At 66.6% G+C, this 16,009-nt stretch carries 15 protein-coding genes; 6 read left to right on the top strand and 9 right to left on the bottom strand.

The features are described 5' to 3' along the window. Positions 1-249: 249 nt before the first annotated feature. From FPY90_RS07470 to FPY90_RS07480, 3 genes are all read left to right on the top strand, one after another. Positions 250-1,119 (top strand): GDSL-type esterase/lipase family protein, encoded by an 870-nt coding sequence (locus tag FPY90_RS07470; RefSeq protein WP_498684797.1) that lies wholly within the window; start codon positions 250-252, stop codon positions 1,117-1,119. Positions 1,120-1,256: 137 nt separating this feature from the next. Next, positions 1,257-2,519: a class I SAM-dependent methyltransferase gene (locus FPY90_RS07475; protein ID WP_498684799.1), complete on the top strand. Its 1,263-nt coding sequence runs from the start codon at positions 1,257-1,259 to the stop codon at positions 2,517-2,519. Between the two features lie 133 nt (positions 2,520-2,652). Further along, on the top strand, positions 2,653-3,795 hold the full coding sequence (locus FPY90_RS07480) for a glutamate--cysteine ligase (RefSeq protein ID WP_498684801.1): 1,143 nt from the start codon (positions 2,653-2,655) through the stop codon (positions 3,793-3,795). Positions 3,796-3,876: 81 nt separating this feature from the next. Here the strand turns inward: FPY90_RS07480 and tsaD are convergent, their stop codons facing one another. The 7 genes from tsaD to coaA all read right to left on the bottom strand — a co-directional run bounded on the left by tsaD (position 3,877) and on the right by coaA (position 9,584). Then, entirely contained in the window at positions 3,877-4,950 is a 1,074-nt protein-coding gene (gene tsaD, locus FPY90_RS07485; RefSeq protein WP_498684803.1) for a tRNA (adenosine(37)-N6)-threonylcarbamoyltransferase complex transferase subunit TsaD, read from the bottom strand. Positions 4,951-5,054: 104 nt separating this feature from the next. Next, on the bottom strand, positions 5,055-5,540 hold the full coding sequence (gene rimI, locus FPY90_RS07490; protein WP_498684805.1) for a ribosomal protein S18-alanine N-acetyltransferase: 486 nt from the start codon (positions 5,538-5,540) through the stop codon (positions 5,055-5,057). Next, positions 5,537-6,208: a tRNA (adenosine(37)-N6)-threonylcarbamoyltransferase complex dimerization subunit type 1 TsaB gene (tsaB, locus tag FPY90_RS07495; RefSeq protein WP_498684806.1), complete on the bottom strand. Its 672-nt coding sequence runs from the start codon at positions 6,206-6,208 to the stop codon at positions 5,537-5,539. Before tsaB ends, rimI begins: the two co-directional genes overlap by 4 nt. 13 nt (positions 6,209-6,221) lie before the next feature. Next, positions 6,222-6,770, bottom strand: coding sequence for a tRNA (adenosine(37)-N6)-threonylcarbamoyltransferase complex ATPase subunit type 1 TsaE (gene tsaE, locus FPY90_RS07500; RefSeq protein WP_498684807.1), 549 nt, complete (start codon positions 6,768-6,770; stop codon positions 6,222-6,224). Beyond that, on the bottom strand, positions 6,763-7,965 hold the full coding sequence (alr, locus tag FPY90_RS07505) for an alanine racemase (RefSeq protein ID WP_498684808.1): 1,203 nt from the start codon (positions 7,963-7,965) through the stop codon (positions 6,763-6,765). The genes tsaE and alr overlap by 8 nt, the downstream gene beginning before the upstream one ends. A gap of 165 nt (positions 7,966-8,130) precedes the next feature. Then, the gene (gene mscL, locus FPY90_RS07510; protein WP_498685541.1) at positions 8,131-8,529 is read right to left on the bottom strand and encodes a large conductance mechanosensitive channel protein MscL; all 399 of its coding nucleotides are present in this window, start codon (positions 8,527-8,529) and stop codon (positions 8,131-8,133) included. Between the two features lie 95 nt (positions 8,530-8,624). Next, on the bottom strand, positions 8,625-9,584 hold the full coding sequence (gene coaA, locus FPY90_RS07515; protein ID WP_071212965.1) for a type I pantothenate kinase: 960 nt from the start codon (positions 9,582-9,584) through the stop codon (positions 8,625-8,627). A 148-nt stretch (positions 9,585-9,732) separates the two neighbouring features. Here coaA and glmS point away from each other — a divergent pair, with 148 nt between their 5' ends. Next, complete coding sequence (gene glmS / locus FPY90_RS07520) at positions 9,733-11,604, top strand: glutamine--fructose-6-phosphate transaminase (isomerizing) (protein ID WP_498684810.1); 1,872 nt, start codon at positions 9,733-9,735, stop codon at positions 11,602-11,604. Positions 11,605-11,695: 91 nt separating this feature from the next. Here the strand turns inward: glmS and FPY90_RS07525 are convergent, their stop codons facing one another. Next, complete coding sequence (locus tag FPY90_RS07525) at positions 11,696-12,271, bottom strand: mycothiol transferase (protein WP_498684812.1); 576 nt, start codon at positions 12,269-12,271, stop codon at positions 11,696-11,698. Between the two features lie 103 nt (positions 12,272-12,374). Here FPY90_RS07525 and FPY90_RS07530 point away from each other — a divergent pair, with 103 nt between their 5' ends. Continuing rightward, positions 12,375-12,725, top strand: a complete 351-nt coding sequence (locus FPY90_RS07530) for a holo-ACP synthase (RefSeq protein WP_498684814.1) — start codon at positions 12,375-12,377, stop codon at positions 12,723-12,725. An 84-nt stretch (positions 12,726-12,809) separates the two neighbouring features. Continuing rightward, a complete protein-coding gene (locus FPY90_RS07535) occupies positions 12,810-14,345 on the top strand; it encodes an NAD(P)H-hydrate dehydratase (RefSeq protein WP_498684816.1) in 1,536 nt (511 codons plus the stop codon). Positions 14,346-14,575: 230 nt separating this feature from the next. On the opposite strand, the gene FPY90_RS07540 is transcribed toward FPY90_RS07535, so the two are convergent. Continuing rightward, positions 14,576-15,919 carry a UDP-glucose dehydrogenase family protein gene (locus FPY90_RS07540; protein WP_498684818.1) on the bottom strand — a complete coding sequence of 448 codons (1,344 nt, stop codon included), beginning with the start codon at positions 15,917-15,919 and terminating at the stop codon, positions 14,576-14,578. Positions 15,920-16,009: the final 90 nt, after the last annotated feature.

The following is a 16,009-nucleotide window of genomic DNA, read 5'->3' on the forward strand; positions in this document are numbered from 1 at the left end:
CAAACCTGTCTTATGGCCAAGGTGCGCCCTAGGATTGGCAATACGTGCGGGCCGAGAGCCTCGGTCCCGCATCCTGGCACACCGGCAGTGCTTCGCGCCCGGCCGGACAGTGGTTCCCATCCTTGGGGATTTGAACCACCGGGCACACGCCGGCGACGGCCCGGCGCCCCACACGGCCACCCGACCCTTCGGGAAACCGGCGGCGCGTCACCGACGCCCCGCCATGTTGAAAGCAGGGGGATCTTTCCCATGGCTCGCTTCGCACCAACACGTCTTTTCGCCCTATTCGCCGCCGGCATTGCCGCGTGTGCCCTCTCCCTGACCGGGGTGGGCCCGGCCAGCGCGCTGGCCCCGCCCACGGAAACCAGCACCTCGGGAACCGTAAACTACGTCAACCTCGGAGACTCGTACTCCGCCGGATTCGGTTCTGGGGCCCTCGTCCCCGGACCGTTTCCGGGTTGCCTGCAAGGAAGCGGCCAAACACACGTCACCAAGATCGCTTCCATGGACAACGTCAACTTCACTGCCAATGTTGCCTGTGCCGGGATGACCACCGCGCAGATCGGCGCAGTGGCCCAGCAGATCACCCCGTACCTCGCCACCGCGGACCTGACGACACTCACGCTCGGCGGCAACGACCTGAACCTGGCCGGCCTGGTTCTTGCCTGCAGCACCCTTGGATCGGATGCCGCGTGCGATGCCGCACTGGCAGCCGGGAACGCCGCGCTCCCGATGGTTGGCGCGTCCGCCCACCAAACCCTGCAACTGATTGACGCTGCGACCCCCGGAGAGATCCTGGTGCTGGGCTACCCGAGGCTCTTCACGGCCTCCAACGGCGACCAGCCGCTGATGAGCGCAAGCCACGCCCGGGACCTGAACAAGCTGGGCGACTCGCTGAACCGGGTTATCCGCGACGCCACGGACGGCACCAGCGCCACATTCGTTCCGGTGCTGGGCCCGTTCAACGACCATGGCCTGGGTGCAACGGATTCCTGGATCTACTTCAACATGGCCAACCTTGGCGACCCGTTCAACCTGCACCCCACCACCAGCGGCTACCTCAACGGCTACTACCCGGCGGTGCGCAACCACATCAACATGAACCAGTTGATGCGCTAACGCCAATCGGCGGCTTATTGACCGCGGCCACCCCCACGGCACTTCACCGGCTGTGCGGGTGGCCGCGCCCTGCCCGACCCACCGCGTCCCGTCCGTCCGTCCGCGGACCAGACCGCATCCGTACTAGGCTTGATTCCATGGCAAACCAAAGCTCCGAGGCCGCAGCATCCCAGCTGGAAATACTGTTGACACCCCAGGGGTGGGAACTGCTGAACTCGGTCGACCCGTCCGCCGCCGGCACCAAGGAGGCGGCGCTGAACCTCAATCTGGAGCTGCGCAAGGCCGGGCACCCAGTGGAACTGGTCACCGCCGTGGTCCAGCAGGCACAGTTGCGCTCCAAGGCCCGGGTCAAGTTCGGGCCTTTCGCCGACCGCATGGTGTTCACCCCCGCCGGCCTCGAACAGGCCACGCGCCTGAAGCTTGCGGGCCTTCATGCCCAGCGTTTCACCCGCGCCGGGATCAAGAAGGTCGCCGACCTTGGATGCGGAATCGGCGCGGATTCCCTCGCCCTGGCCAGCGCCGAGATCGAGGTGACCGCAGTGGAGATGGACGAGACCACCGCGGCGGCGGCCACCTTGAACCTCATGCCGTGGCCCACCGCCACGGTCGTCAACTCTGACGCAACCGAGTTCGACCTCACCGGATTCGACGGGGTCTGGCTCGACCCGGCCCGGCGCACCACCGACACTTCCGGCACCTCGCGGATCTTCGATCCCGAGGCGTTTTCCCCTCCGCTGTCCTTCGTCGAGTCGTTGGCCGACCGCGGGCTGGCCGTGGGCGTGAAAATGGGCCCCGGCCTGCCGCACGATGCGGTGCCGGCCAATTGCGAGGTCCAGTGGGTCTCCATCAACGGGGATGTTACCGAGGCCGCCCTCTGGTTCGGCCCGCTGGCCCGCCCCGGCATCCGTCGCGCGGCCCTGGTGATCGGGGCGCACGGTGCCACGGAACTGACCAGTCCCGTGGACTTCGACCCCGATGCGGCGCTGCGCGGGGACGTGCCGGTCGGCGCAATCGACTCCTACATCTACGAACCCGACGGTGCGGTGATCCGCGCTGGGCTGATCGACCAGCTGCTCAAGGACACCGGCGGGCACCTTCTCGACCCGCACATTGCCTACTTCAGCACAGCCGAAGCCGTGGAGACCCCGCTGGCCAAGGCCTACAAGGTCATGGCCGTCCACCCATACCACGTGAAGAACCTGCGCGCATGGGTCAAGGCCGAAAAGATCGGCGTGCTGGACATCAAGAAGCGCGGCATGGACGTCACCCCCGAGGAATTACGCAAGATCCTGCTGGCCGGAACCGGGCGCGACGCGAAAAACAAGGCGACCCTGGTGCTCACCCGCATCGGCGATAGGCGCCTGGCCATCGAGGTCGAGCCGGTCGTTTTCCCGGTGTGAGCGCAAACGCACGACCGCAAGGCCGCCAAACCCCACCGAACCTCCATCGGTGGCATCAACTGTGCGGTTTCGCTCGATAGACTGGCGGGAAGAACATTTTGGGGTGGATCGCCTCATGAATCATGGAGGTTCGATGCAAATAGATTTCGCATCATCACGCCAGTCCACGCTCGGAGTGGAATGGGAAGTTGCGTTGGTGGATCGCCATACTTCCGACCTGCGTTCCGTCGCCGAGGAAGTGCTTGCCGAATTGAACGTGCGGCACGGATCCCTCGGCGTCGACGACGAACATCCCCATGTGAAGCAGGAATTGCTGCTGAACACCGTGGAAATCGTGACGGGTGTGTGCGAAACCGTGGCCCAGGCCAAGGCCCAACTGCACGAGAACCTGGTGGCCGTCCGCGAGGTCACCGACCCCATGGACGTGGACCTGTACTGCGCCGGCTCCCACCCCTTCGCCCCGCCAAAGCTGCAGCCGGTCACCGACAAGGACCGCTACGCGAAGATGATCGACCGCACCCAATGGTGGGGCCAGCAAATGGTCATCTACGGCGTGCACGTGCACGTGGGTCTGGACGCCCGGGCCAAGGCCCTGCCGATCGTTGACGGACTGATCAACTACCAGGCCCACTTCCAGGCGCTCTCGGCCTCCAGCCCCTTCTGGGGCGGGGAAGACACCGGCTACGCCTCGCACCGCGCCCTGATGTTCCAGCAGCTCCCCACCGCCGGGATCCCTTACCATTTCCCGACCTGGGAGCAATACGAGGCCTACGTCGCCGACATGCTGCACACCGGCGTCATCGACGACATCTCGGAAATCCGCTGGGACGTGCGCCCGGTCCCCCGCTTCGGAACCGTCGAGATGCGCATCTCCGACGGACTGTCCTCGCTGCAGGACATCGGCGCCATCGCCGCCCTCACCCAATGCCTCGTCGATGACATGTCGACTACGCTGGATGCCGGCGGAAAGATTCCCGTCATGCCGCCCTGGTATCGCGTCGAGAACAAGTGGCGTGCCGCCCGCTACGGCATGGAAGCGATCATCATCCTGAATGCCGCCGGGGACGAAATGCTCGTCACCGACCACCTGCGCCTGGAGCTTGAGCGGCTGGCCCCGGTCGCCGAAAAGCTGGGCTGCAGCACCGAGCTGGCCGACGTGGAACGCATCATCACCGGAGGCGCCGGCTACCAGTGGCAGCACAAGATCGCCACGGCGAACAACGGCGATCTCCACGAGGTCGTCAAGGACAATGTCCGCAGGATGAATCTGGCCTGAGCCAACGTTCCAAGGACGCAACAAGGGGTGGACGGGAAAATTTCCCGCCCACCCCTTGTTGCGTCCAAGGCCATTTTGGCCCTATGCGACCAAAGAAACCAGGCTCACCGGCTGCCCGGAATCGGTGGAGAACTTCAATCCGGTGGGCGCGATGCCGCCGGCCACCAGCTGGGCACCCAGGGCCGCAACCATCGCGCCGTTGTCGGTGCACAGGTTCCGCGGCGGAACCCGCAGGGTGATCCCGGCCGAGGCGCAGCGGGCGCCCAGCAGTTCGCGCAGCCGCGAGTTCGCCGCCACCCCTCCCCCGAGCATCAGGTTGGTCAGCCCGTGTTCCTGGCAGGCGCGCACGGCCTTGGAGGTGATCACGTCGACCACGGCTTCCTGGAAGCCGGCTGCGATGTCGGCCACCGGAACCTCCTCGCCGCGCTTCTGGTACTGCTCCACGCAGCGTGCAACTGCGGTCTTGAGCCCGGAGAAGGAGAAATCGTGGCGGTGCTTGCCCGGTTCCTCGGCGGTGCCGATGAACTTGGGCAGGGTCAGCCCGCGCGGGAACCGGATGGCCTTGGGATTGCCTTCCTTGGCGATTCGGTCAATGACCGGTCCTCCGGGGTAGCCCAGGCCCAGCAGGCGGGCGACCTTGTCGTAGGCCTCCCCCGCTGCGTCGTCGATCGTGGCCCCGAGCAGGCGCACGTCGGAGGTGAGCGAGTTGACCTGCAGGATTTCGGTGTGGCCGCCGGAAACCAACAGCGCCCCGAGGTTCCCGGGCAGCTCTCCGCCGTCCAGGATGCCCACGCCGACGTGGGCAACTAGGTGGTTGATGGCATACAGCGGCTTGCCCGTGGCCAGGGCCAGGGCCTTCGCCGCGGAGACCCCCACCATCAGGGCGCCGGAGAGTCCGGGGCCGCTGGTCACCGCGATCGCGTCGATCTCATCCAGCGACACCCCGGCGTCCGTCAGCGCGGCCGACAGCGTCGGCACGAAGGCGTCCAGGTGGGCGCGGGAGGCAATCTCGGGGATGACCCCGCCGAAGCGCACATGCTCTTCCATGGAGGAGGCCACGGCGTTGACCAGGAGCTCGGTTCCACGCACGATACCCACCCCGGTTTCGTCACAGGAGGATTCAATGCCAAGAACGAGCGGTGCAGTAAGGGACATGGTTCCAATTTTAGGGCCGGGGCCCCGCTTTGGGCGAAGCGGGCGTATTCGATGCCGCTCGCCGGGCCGGCCGGGGACCGCCCGCGAGCGTGGATATGGCCGGATCAACCGGCAGTGAACAGGACCTTGCGCATGATGATGGCATCGATGCCGTCGCGGTAGTACCCCTTGCGGCGGTGGATGGCCTCGAACCCGTGGCGCTCATACAGGCCCTGGGCGCGGGGGTTGTCCTCGCGGACCTCCAGCAACAGATCGGTTGCACCGAGCTTGACGGCGGTGTCGATCATCAGGCGCAACAGGTGCGTCCCGATCCCCCGGCCCTCGTAGTCCGGGTCCACGGCGATGGTCTGCACGTCAGCCAACGGCAGCACGCACATCAGCCCGCAGTATGCGACGATCTTCCCGGCGTCCTGCACCACCCAGTAGTTCCTGGTGTCCACCAGATCCAGTTCGCCGATGAACATCTCCCGCGGCCAGGCATCCGCCGGGAAAAGCGCCTTTTCCATCTCCCAGACCTCGTCCACGTCCGCGTGGAGCATGGGCCTGGTATCCAGGCCCGCCGGCACGGGGTGGGGCTCCTGTTCGGTCACAGCAGCTTGCCCTTCATCACCGCGGGTACCTTCGCGTCGGATTCGCGCAGGTACAGGGGCTCGGTGCCCAGCAGGGCATCGCCGGCGGCCAGGGTGCGCAGCGCGCGGGTGCCCAGCGAGACGGCACCGGGATGGGAGCTTTCGAAGCCGTCCACCGCCTTCGCACCCACCGCGGCCAGGCGGTCGGCGTAGAGGCCGGCCCCGGCCCCGTACACCGGGCCTGCGGGCAGTTCCTCGGCCACGGTGACGTGCGGGCCGTCCAGCAGCGCCCCGGCCTTGTCGTAGCGCGCCCAGTACAGCTCCTTGCGCCGCGCGTCGATGGCGACGGTGAACTCCCCGGCCGGTAGTTTGGCCACCGCATCCAGGGCAATGGCATCGAGGCTCATCACCCCGTGGACCGGCACTCCCCAGACAAAGCCGAGGGTTCGGGCGGTGGCCAGGCCCACGCGCAGCCCGGTGAAGGGTCCGGGGCCCACGCCGACCGCGACTGCCTCGGGAACCACCCCGCCGGCGGCGGCCAGCAGGGACTCGATGGCCGGGGCCAAGACCTCGGAGTGGTCGTTGCTCTCGGTCGAGGTGAAGGAGCCGAGCACCTCGACGACGGTGCCCTCGGAGCGCAGCAGTGCCGCCGAGGCGTTGGCGGAGGTGTCAATGGCCAATAGAAGCATTTATGAATTCCCTTTAGCTTGTGAAGTCGTTCAGCAGGGCCGCGAGCGCCGGGTCGTTGTCCCAGCGCGGGCCGATGGCCGTGAGCTTGATGGTGCGCGGCTCGTCGTCCTCGCCCTCGTGGAAGTCGAAGACCAGGTCCTCGTGGTTCTGCACCGAGCCGGGTCGCAGCAGCACGATTTCCAGGCGGGAGTCGCTGAGTTGTTCGACCTTGCCCGCGCCCCATTCGACGACGGTGACGGATTGGGCCATGGTCGCTTCCAGGTCCAGGTCGTCGAGCTCGGCGGCGCTGGCCAGCCGGTACGCGTCCACGTGCACCAGGTCGGGCCCGGTGCCCAGGGTCGGGTGGGTCCGGGAGATCACGAAGGTGGGGGAAATGATGCCCTCGCGCACCCCCATCCCCAGCCCCAGGCCCTGGGTGAAGGTCGTCTTGCCGGCCCCGAGCTCGCCGGTGAGCACCAGCAGGTCCCCGGGTTCCAGGATCGCCCCGAGCCGGTGCGCGAAGGCCTTGGTCTGGGCAATGTCGTGGACCGCGAGCTCGACGGCCAGGGAAGCCTCACTCACCGGACTCACCCCAGGTGCCTTCCACCAGCCGGCGCGGGACCCGCGGGGAAATGCGGGTGACGATCTCGTAGTTGATGGTGCCGGCCGCGTCGGCCCATTCGGTGGCCGAGGGGCCGCCATCCCCAAAGAGGATCACCTCGGAACCCAGCATTTCCTCGACGTCGACATCCGGGCCGAGGTCCACCACGAACTGGTCCATGGCGATGGTGCCCCGCACCCGGTAGATCGTGCCGTTGATGCTCACCGGTGCGTTCAGCGCAACGCGCGGCACCCCGTCGGCGTAGCCCATCGGGACCAGACCCAGGTAGGTTTCGGATTCCGTGTGGTAGCGCAGGCCGTAACCCACGCCCTGCCCGGCCGGGACCTTCTTGACGTTGGCGATCCGGCTGACCAGCGTCATCGCCGGGCGCAGGCCGTAGCGTGCCGGGTCTTCCCCGGCAAAGGGGCTCAGCCCGTACAGGCCCAGCCCCAGGCGAACCATGTCGTAGTGTGCATCCGGGCGGGTGAGGATCGCCGGGGTGTTGGCGATGTGCCGCACCTCGAGGTCGAAGCCCGCGTCCTCGGCCAGGGCCACGGCCTGGTTAAAGGCCTCGAGCTGGTCGTCGGTTTCCGGGCGTTCGGGCTCGTCGGCGACAGCCAGGTGGGAAAAGACGCCCACCACGCGCATCAATCCCTCTTCCTGGTAGCTGGCCGCCCGGCCCAGCAACAGCTCCCACTCCGCGGGGGTGCTGCCGTTGCGACCCAGTCCGGTGTCGATCTTCAGGTGCACGCGTGCCGGTTGGGCCGCCGCTTCGGCGGCGCGTGCCACATGCTCAAGTTCCCAGCCGGACACGGCCAGGTCGATGTTTGCGGCGATGGCCTCGGCGAAGGGGGTCCCCTTGGTGTGCAGCCAGGCCAGCATCGGGACCTCGAGTCCCGCTTCCCGCACCTTCAAGGCCTCGGTGACGTGGGCGCAGCCCAGCCAGGTGGCCCCGGCCTGCACCGCTGCGCGTCCCACGGCCACGGCTCCGTGCCCGTACCCGTCGGCCTTGATCACGCCCATGATGGCGGCCGGCGCCACGAGCTCGGCGACCCGCTTCACGTTTTCGCGGACGTTGGCCAGATCGATGATGGCGCGCCGTTCCCAGTCCGACGTCGTTGTCGGGTCCTGGGTGTGGGTTGGATTTTCGGTCTGATCGGTAGATTGTGCACTCACCGCTCCATCATCCCACTTTCAATGCGGTGCGTGCTTCAGGGGCGCATCCCGGCCCACGCCCTGGTGGTGACTGGCCTTGGACATGAGAATGCCCCGGCGGCCGGATCGAAAGGATCACGGCCACCGGGGCATCATCGGTCGTGGCACCCGAAGGTGCGCGGTTGATCAGGCGGTTCGATTGCGCAGTTCGTCGCGGATCTCGGCCAGCAGGGCTACCTGCGGATCGATTTCCTCGGCGGGTTCCTCGACGCCCAGGCGAGCCTGGCGCATCTCGGCGAGATGCTTCATCGGCACAACAACGATGAAGTAGATGGCGGCAGCTACCAGGATGAAGTTCACCAAGACGGTCAGGAATGCGCCGAACTTGATGGCCACGCCGGACCCGATCGTGACAACCAGGAAGTTGTCGAAGTTCGGGGAACCGACCAATGCTGCAATCAATGGCATAAGAATGTTCTCAACCAATGAATTGATCACGGCGCCAAAAGCGGCACCAATGACGACGGCAACGGCAAGGTCAACGACGTTGCCCTGCATAATGAAATCCTTGAATCCTTTTAACATGTGCCCAGCTTTGCACACATTGCCAGTGGTCAATAGGTGGAAGCGCGGTAATTTTTCGAAAAGTTTACGAACCGTTCATCGGGCGCATTCCGATTTTAGATCTTGCGAAGCAGCATTCTGCGGATCGAATGGTCCGCCGATTTGCTTAATACGAGCTGTGCGCGGCCGCGCGTCGGGATGACGTTTTCCCGCAGGTTCGGCTCGTTGATGCGCTTCCAGATGCCGTGCGCCGTTTCCCTGGCTTCGTCGTCGCTGAGCGATGCGTAGCGGTGGAAATAGGACGCTGGATCCGAGAAGGCACCCGAACGCAGCTTCATGAATCGGCGGATGTACCACTCCTCGATGTCCGCCGTCCGCGCGTCGACATAGACGGAGAAGTCAAAGAAATCACTCAACGCCAGTCCCGCGGTGCCGTCCATCCGGGCCCGGGCCGGCTGCAGGACGTTGAGTCCCTCCACGATCAACACCTGCGGGGAGCGCACCACCACTTCCTTGCCGGGGACGATGTCGTAGCTCAGGTGCGAGTACCAGGGTGCGCGCACCTCGGGTGCCCCGGATTTCACTTCCGAGACAAAACGCAACAGGCGTCGGCGGTCGTAGGACTCGGGGAAGCCCTTGCGATGCATGATGCCGCGTTTTTCCAGATCCGCGTTCGGGTACAGGAAGCCGTCGGTCGTGATCAATTGCACGTCGGGGGTGTCGGGCCAGCGGCGCAGCAATTCCTGCAGCACGCGAGCGGTCGTGGACTTGCCCACGGCCACGGAACCTGCCACGCCGATGACGAAGGGGGTTCGCCGGGTTTTTTCCCCGAGGAAGGTGTTGGTGGCCTGGTGCAGCGAGGCCGCGCCCTGGACATAGAGGTTGAGCAGGCGCGACAAGGGCAGGTACACCTCGCGCACCTCGGCGAGGTTGAGCTGTTCACCCAGGCCGCTGAGGCGGCGGAGGTCCGCTTCGTCCAGTGGCTGCTTCAGTTCATTGGACAGTCTTGCCCAGGTCTGGCGGTCCAATTCGACAAAGGGTGTTGCACTGTAGTCGACCGCACGCTGTCCATTCACGCCTTGAATTGTGCCAACAACCCACCTGTATTCCCAAACTTCGCCATTTGGCCATACTTCCCGGCTATGTTCATGACCACAAAATATTATGCCCACCCAACAGGGCAAATGTATCTGCGGCCTTGTGCGGCACGGTACTCTTTTTTTCATGTGTGGAATTGTTGGATACGTAGGTAATGCTGGACGCGCGGCCGATCACGGCGCGCTCGATGTGATTCTCGAGGGCCTGCGGCGCCTCGAATATCGCGGTTACGACTCGGCCGGCCTGGCCGTTGTCACCGACGCGGGCATCGACTCGCGCAAAAAGGCTGGCAAGCTCGCCAACCTCGTCCAGTCGCTGGAAGACGCACCGCTGCCGGCGGCCTTGACCGGCATCGGGCACACCCGCTGGGCTACCCACGGCGGCCCGACCGACGCCAACGCCCACCCGCACCTTGCCGATGAAGGCAACCTCGCAATGATCCACAACGGCATCATCGAGAACTTCGCCGAGCTGAAGGCCAAGCTGCGCGCCGAGGGCGTCGAGTTCATCTCCGACACCGACACCGAAGTCGCAGCGGCCCTGCTCGGCTCCGTCTACCGCGGCGCCGGCGAGGGAAACCTCACCCGTTCCATGGAGCTGACCGCCCGCCAGCTCGAGGGTGCCTTCACCCTGCTGGCCGTGCACGCCGAACACCCCGGTGTAGTCGTGGCCGCCCGCCGCAACTCCCCGCTGGTGCTGGGACTGGGCGACGGGGAAAACTTCCTGGGTTCGGATGTCTCGGGCTTCATCGACTTCACCCGCCGCGCCGTCGAGCTGGGCCAGGACCAGATCGTCACCATCACCCCCGAAACCCACAGCATCACCGACTTCGAGGGCAACCCCGCCGAGGGCAAGGAATTCCACGTCGATTGGGATGCCGCCAGCGCCGAAAAGGGCGGGTTCGCCTCCTTCATGGAAAAGGAAATCTTTGACCAGCCCGCGGCTGTCGCAGACACCCTGCTCGGCCGCTCCGACGCCTTTGGCCGCCTGACTCTCGACGAGCTGCGCATCTCCCCCGAGGAACTTGCCTCCGTCACCAAGATCGTCGTGCTGGCCTGCGGCACCTCCGCCTACGGCGGATCGGTTGCCAAGTACGCAATTGAGAACTGGTGCCGCATCCCGGTCGAGGTCGAGCTGAGCCACGAGTTCCGCTACCGCGACCCGATCGTTGACTCCAACACCCTGGTCGTCTCCATCTCGCAGTCCGGCGAAACCATGGACACCCTCATGGCTGTGCGCTACGCCAAGGAGCAGGGAGCCAAGACCCTGTCGATCTGCAACACCAACGGGTCGACCATCCCCCGCGAGTCCGACGCCGTGCTTTACACGCATGCCGGACCGGAAATCGCCGTGGCCTCCACCAAGGCCTTCCTGGCCCAGATCACCGCAACCTACCTGCTGGGCCTGTACCTGGGCCAGCTGCGCGGGAACCTGTTCAGCGGCCAGATCAAGGACATCCTGGCCGACCTGGGCAAGATCCCGGCGAAGATCCAGGACATCCTGGACCGCGCCGAGGAAATCAAGGCGCTGGCACGCTCGATGAAGGACACCGAGTCGGTGCTCTTCCTGGGCCGCCACGTGGGCTACCCGGTCGCCATGGAGGGTGCCCTGAAGCTCAAGGAGATCGCCTACATCCACGCCGAGGGCTTTGCCGCCGGCGAGCTCAAGCACGGCCCGATCGCGCTGATCGAGCAGGACAAGGCCGTCTTCGTGGTGGTCCCCTCACCGCGCGGCCGCGACTCGCTGCACTCCAAGGTGGTCTCCAACATCCAGGAGGTCCGCGCCCGCGGCGCCAAGACCCTGGTCATCGCCGAGGAAGGCGACGAGGCGGTGCGCGACTACGCCGAGTTCATCTTCTACGTCCCGGAGACCCCGACGCTGCTGATGCCGCTGCTGGCCACCGTCCCGCTGCAGCTCTTCGCCTGCGAATTGGCCACGGCCAAGGGCCTGGACGTCGACCAGCCGCGCAACCTGGCCAAGTCGGTCACGGTCGAGTAGCCTCCGGGCTTCTCCAAGGGTCCACCATCGTGCGGTGCCGGTACCTTCCCCACTTTTGTGGGAAGGCACCGGCACCGTTCGGCGTTAAGCCCTAAGGGCGCTTGGTGTGGTTCATGTCCTTGTAGATGCCGCGGACGAACTCGGCCTGGGCCAGGTGCGCGGTGGTCTCCCCCAGGATGCTCACCAGCCGCGCCGCCGCAGTGACCGGTGGATCCCAGCGCCGGTCGATTACCGTGCCAAGATCCGATTCGCGCAGCGTGCCCAGGATTTCCAGGGAATGCCGGTGCACATCCAGGTGGTAGCCGCGCAGGTATTGGCCGTCATACATCCCGAAGTCCGCTACCTGTTCGGTGCTGTGCCCGAATCCGGTGTCCAGCCGCCGGTAAGGCAGGTTGAAGCGGGACACCCAGTCGTTGGCGATCCATCGCTGCTCCGCCTCCGAATCCGGATCCAGCGCCCTGGCCAGGAACGTGAAATGGTCATCCTGCACCCGGGTCAGGTGCCAGATGAGCCAAGCCACGGGGTTCGCGGAGCTGCTGGCCCGAAAACGCAGCATCCTCGGCTCGGCGCTCTCGAGCAACGTCTCGATCCCCTCGCTCACCCGCGTGAAGCCGTCGCGCAGCAGCAAGACCGCGCTGGGTTCCGGTTCGCTCCCGTTCGCTCCCATGAAGATTCCCCTTCCCCGTTTGCACCCTGCACACGGTATGTGGAAGCCTACGCCCGTGCGCCCCGGGACGGGACCGGAGCGCTGAGCCGATAAACTCGAGGGCATGATCGTGGGAATTGGTGTTGACGTGGTCCAGGTGTCTCGTTTCAAGGCGCAGCTTGAGCGGACCCCCGCACTGCTCGAACGCCTCTTCGTCCCCGAGGAACGCGAGCTGCATGTCCGTTCCCTGGCCGCGCGATTCGCCGCCAAGGAGGCCATCGCCAAGGCGCTCGGTGCCCCGTCCGGGATGAACTGGCAGCATTGCCGGATCGAGAAGGACCAGGCGGGCGATCCCTACGTGGTGCTCGACGGTTCGGTGGCCGAGGCCGCGGCAAAGAAGGGCGTGGTGCACTGGCACCTGTCCATGAGCCATGACGGGGACCTGGCCACGGCCATGGTCGTGGCCGAACGCTGAGACCCGTCCCCCGCACCGGGCGCGCCCGGGCCCGCCAGCCGAAACCTGCGGCAAATACCAGCCGCGGTTGGGTATTCTGAAGACATGATCCCCGTGTATGCAGGTTCCAGTGTTCGAGATGCCGAAAAGCCGCTGCTTCGCGATGCCAACGACCTGAGACTGATGCGCCGGGCCGCCGACGCGCTGGCACACCAGGCGGTGCTGATGCTCAAGGAACACACCGGTCGGCTCTACGGATCCCGCGTGGTGGCGCTGATCGGTCCCGGCAACAACGGCGGGGACGGACTCTTCGCCCTTGCCGCCCTGGCCAAGCGCGGAGTCGCCGTCACCGCGGTGCTGCTGGCCTCCCAGGCCCACCATGAGGGCTTGGCCGCGCTGGCGCGCGCAGGAGGCCGCACCGCCGCCGCCGAGCGCCTGGAGACGCTGCTCGAGGACTGCGACCTGCTCATCGACGCCGCCTACGGCACCGGGCTGCGCCCCGGCGCCCACCTGCCGGCCATCCCCCGCCATATCCCGGTGCTCGCGTGCGACGTGCCCAGCGGCGTCGATGCCGACACTGGTGCGGCTGCCCAGAGCGTGATCCCGGCCGAGCGGACCGTGACCTTCGGGGCGCTGAAGACCGGCCTGGTGGTGGGATCCGGGCATCTGGTCTCCGGACGCATCCGCGTCACCGACATCGGGCTCACCCCGACCCTGGGCAAGCCGGAGGCCTGGGTCGTGCAGGGAGACGACCTGGAATTGCTGCTCGACCGCGACCACGGCTGGTCGGCGGCGGGCAGGCACAAGTACCAGCGCGGGGTGCTGGGATTGCTGGCCGGCTCCGTCCGTTACCCCGGCGCCGCGGTGCTCAGCGCCCGTGCCGCCGTCGCCACCGGGCTGGGGCTGCTGCGCACCATCGTCCCGGAGAACGTGGCCACGGCCCTGACCAGCCAGGTCCCCGAGGCCGTCCCGCTGGGCACCGACGAGCTGACCGCCCTGCTGGCGCAAAACCGCCGCAACGGGCGCGAGGGCGCCACCCGCATCGGAGCCTGGGCCATCGGCCCCGGACTGGAAGACACGCCAGAGACGCGCCGGCACCTGCAACAGATCCTCTCGGCCAACAACCCGTGCGTCATCGACGCCAGCGCGCTGGCGATGCTGGAACCGGGCGAACACCGCCAGCTGCGCATCCTCACCCCGCATGCCGGGGAACTGAACGCCCTGCTGGCCAAGGCCGGGGTGCGCGTCAGCGCCCGGGACATCGCCGCCGACCCGATCCGCTGGGCCCGCTGGGCCGCGGTCGCCTACGACTGCGTGATCCTGCTCAAGGGTTCGGCAACCATCTGCACGGCCCCGGACGGCTACGCACTGATCGTGCACGCCTCAACCCCGGACCTGGCCACCGCGGGCAGCGGGGATGTCCTCACCGGCATCCTGGGCACGTTGCTGGCGGCCGCCGACTTCCCGGCCACGCCGACCACCGGCGACGCCACCGCCCTGAGCCACCGCCTGACCGACCTTGCTGCAGCAGGGGCGCTGATCCACGCCCACGCCGGCGCGCTGGCGGCCCGCGAAGGCACGCTCAGCGCCGTCGATCTGCTGGTGGAGCTGCCGCGCGCGGCCAGGGACCTGGGGCTCTAGGTTCCGTTTGCGGCGAACGATCCCGGTTTCGGGCATTAAAATGGGCCCACCAAAATTGCGAGTCATGGCGGGCCCTTTTCGCAGTTGCGGAAACTTGGGGTTTTCGCAGCATGCTGACGCGGGTAATTGGGGTAACCAACGCTGATGATCATGCTACCCAACTTTCCGGATTTGGCACGTCCCACCGCTGAAGTTAAGAAATACCGGCAGGCTTGCCGGTAAGGGCGCTCCTACAGTTCCCCATCCAGCGGGGCGTAGTGCTGGCCCATGCCAACGATTTCCCAGCCGGCGGCCTCCCACTGGGCGCGGGACAGCACATTGCGTCCGTCGATGATCCGTCGCTGCGCCACCAACGGCTCCAGGTCCGCGGGAACCAGTGCCCTGAACTCGGACCATTCGGTCAGCAGCAGTACCAGGTCCGCCTGGGCCACGGCCTCGGGCAGGTCGTCGGCGTAGTGGAGGCGCGGAAAGCGGTCGGCGGCGTTCTTGTTGCCCTTGGGGTCGTAGACCAGCACCTCGGCGCCGGCGTTGAAGAGCCGCACGGCAATGTCCAGCGCCGGGGAGTCGCGCACGTCGTCCGAATCGGGTTTGAAGGTCACCCCGAGCACCGCGATGCGCGCACCGACCAGTTGCTCGTTGAGCATGGTGTGGGCCAGGCGCACCACGCGTTCGCGGCGGCGCAGGTTGATCTCGTCCACCTCGGCCAGGAATCCCATGGTGTGGGTCAGGCCCAGTTCGCTGGTCCGTGCCTGCAGGGCGCGAATGTCCTTGGGCAGGCAGCCTCCGCCGAACCCGACCCCGGCGTTGAGGAACTTCCGCCCGATGCGAGCATCATGGCCCAGCGCGTCGGCCAGCACGGTGATGTCCCCGCCGATCGTCTCGGTCACCTCGGCAAAGGAGTTGATGAAGGAGATCTTGGTGGCCAGGAAGGCGTTGGCGGCGACCTTGACCAGTTCGGCGGTTTCGAAGTCCGTCACGATCAACGGGGTGTCCGCCTCCAGCGCGCTTGCATAGATGCTGCGCAGCACCATCTCGGAGGTTTCGTCCTCGACACCCAGCACCAGCCGGTCCGGGGTCATGGTGTCGGCCACGGCGAAGCCCTCGCGCAGGAACTCGGGATTCCAGGCCAGGGTGATCTCGGCGTCCGCGTGGGCGTTGGCGGCGATCAGGGTGCGCAGGCGCCGGGCGGTTCCCACCGGCACCGTGGACTTGCCCACGATCAGGGCCTTGCCGCGGATGCGGGTGGCCAGCTCGGCGACTGCAGCGTCGACGTAGCGCATGTCGGCCCCGTGCCCGTCGGCGCGCTGCGGGGTGCCGACGCCGATGAAGTGCACGTCCGCCCAGGAGGACACCTGCTCGTAGTCGGTGGTGAAGCGCAACCGGCCGGAGGCCACGTGCTTGCGCAGCAGCTCGGGCAGGCCGGGCTCGTGGAAGGGCAGCAAGCCTGCCGAGAGTGCCTCGATCTTGGCCGGGTCGACGTCGACGCCGATGACCTCGAATCCCAGCTCCGCCATGCAGGCCGCGTGCGTCGCGCCCAGGTACCCGGTGCCGACCACCGAAATCTTCATGCTCATGCCCGTGGGAAACCCTTCAACTTTTTGGGGTGCAACGGGGGTGTTGCACCCGCACAAATGAACGTGGCCGAGGTCCGGGCACCCGTGGTG

Source organism: Arthrobacter sp. C2 (genome assembly GCA_024207135.1).
Taxonomy (GTDB): domain Bacteria; phylum Actinomycetota; class Actinomycetes; order Actinomycetales; family Micrococcaceae; genus Paeniglutamicibacter.

What these genes read in the sequence shown, in the direction of transcription:
- FPY90_RS07475 (WP_498684799.1), top strand. Translation starts at nt 1,257, where the DNA reads ATGGCAAACCAAAGCTCCGAGGCCGCAGCATCCCAGCTGGAAATACTG.
- FPY90_RS07540 (WP_498684818.1), bottom strand. Translation starts at nt 15,919, where the DNA reads ATGAGCATGAAGATTTCGGTGGTCGGCACCGGGTACCTGGGCGCGACG.
- mscL (WP_498685541.1), bottom strand. Translation starts at nt 8,529, where the DNA reads ATGTTAAAAGGATTCAAGGATTTCATTATGCAGGGCAACGTCGTTGAC.
- FPY90_RS07470 (WP_498684797.1), top strand. Translation starts at nt 250, where the DNA reads ATGGCTCGCTTCGCACCAACACGTCTTTTCGCCCTATTCGCCGCCGGC.
- glmS (WP_498684810.1), top strand. Translation starts at nt 9,733, where the DNA reads ATGTGTGGAATTGTTGGATACGTAGGTAATGCTGGACGCGCGGCCGAT.
- FPY90_RS07525 (WP_498684812.1), bottom strand. Translation starts at nt 12,271, where the DNA reads ATGGGAGCGAACGGGAGCGAACCGGAACCCAGCGCGGTCTTGCTGCTG.
- tsaD (WP_498684803.1), bottom strand. Translation starts at nt 4,950, where the DNA reads ATGTCCCTTACTGCACCGCTCGTTCTTGGCATTGAATCCTCCTGTGAC.
- tsaB (WP_498684806.1), bottom strand. Translation starts at nt 6,208, where the DNA reads ATGCTTCTATTGGCCATTGACACCTCCGCCAACGCCTCGGCGGCACTG.
- FPY90_RS07535 (WP_498684816.1), top strand. Translation starts at nt 12,810, where the DNA reads ATGATCCCCGTGTATGCAGGTTCCAGTGTTCGAGATGCCGAAAAGCCG.
- FPY90_RS07530 (WP_498684814.1), top strand. Translation starts at nt 12,375, where the DNA reads ATGATCGTGGGAATTGGTGTTGACGTGGTCCAGGTGTCTCGTTTCAAG.
- FPY90_RS07480 (WP_498684801.1), top strand. Translation starts at nt 2,653, where the DNA reads ATGCAAATAGATTTCGCATCATCACGCCAGTCCACGCTCGGAGTGGAA.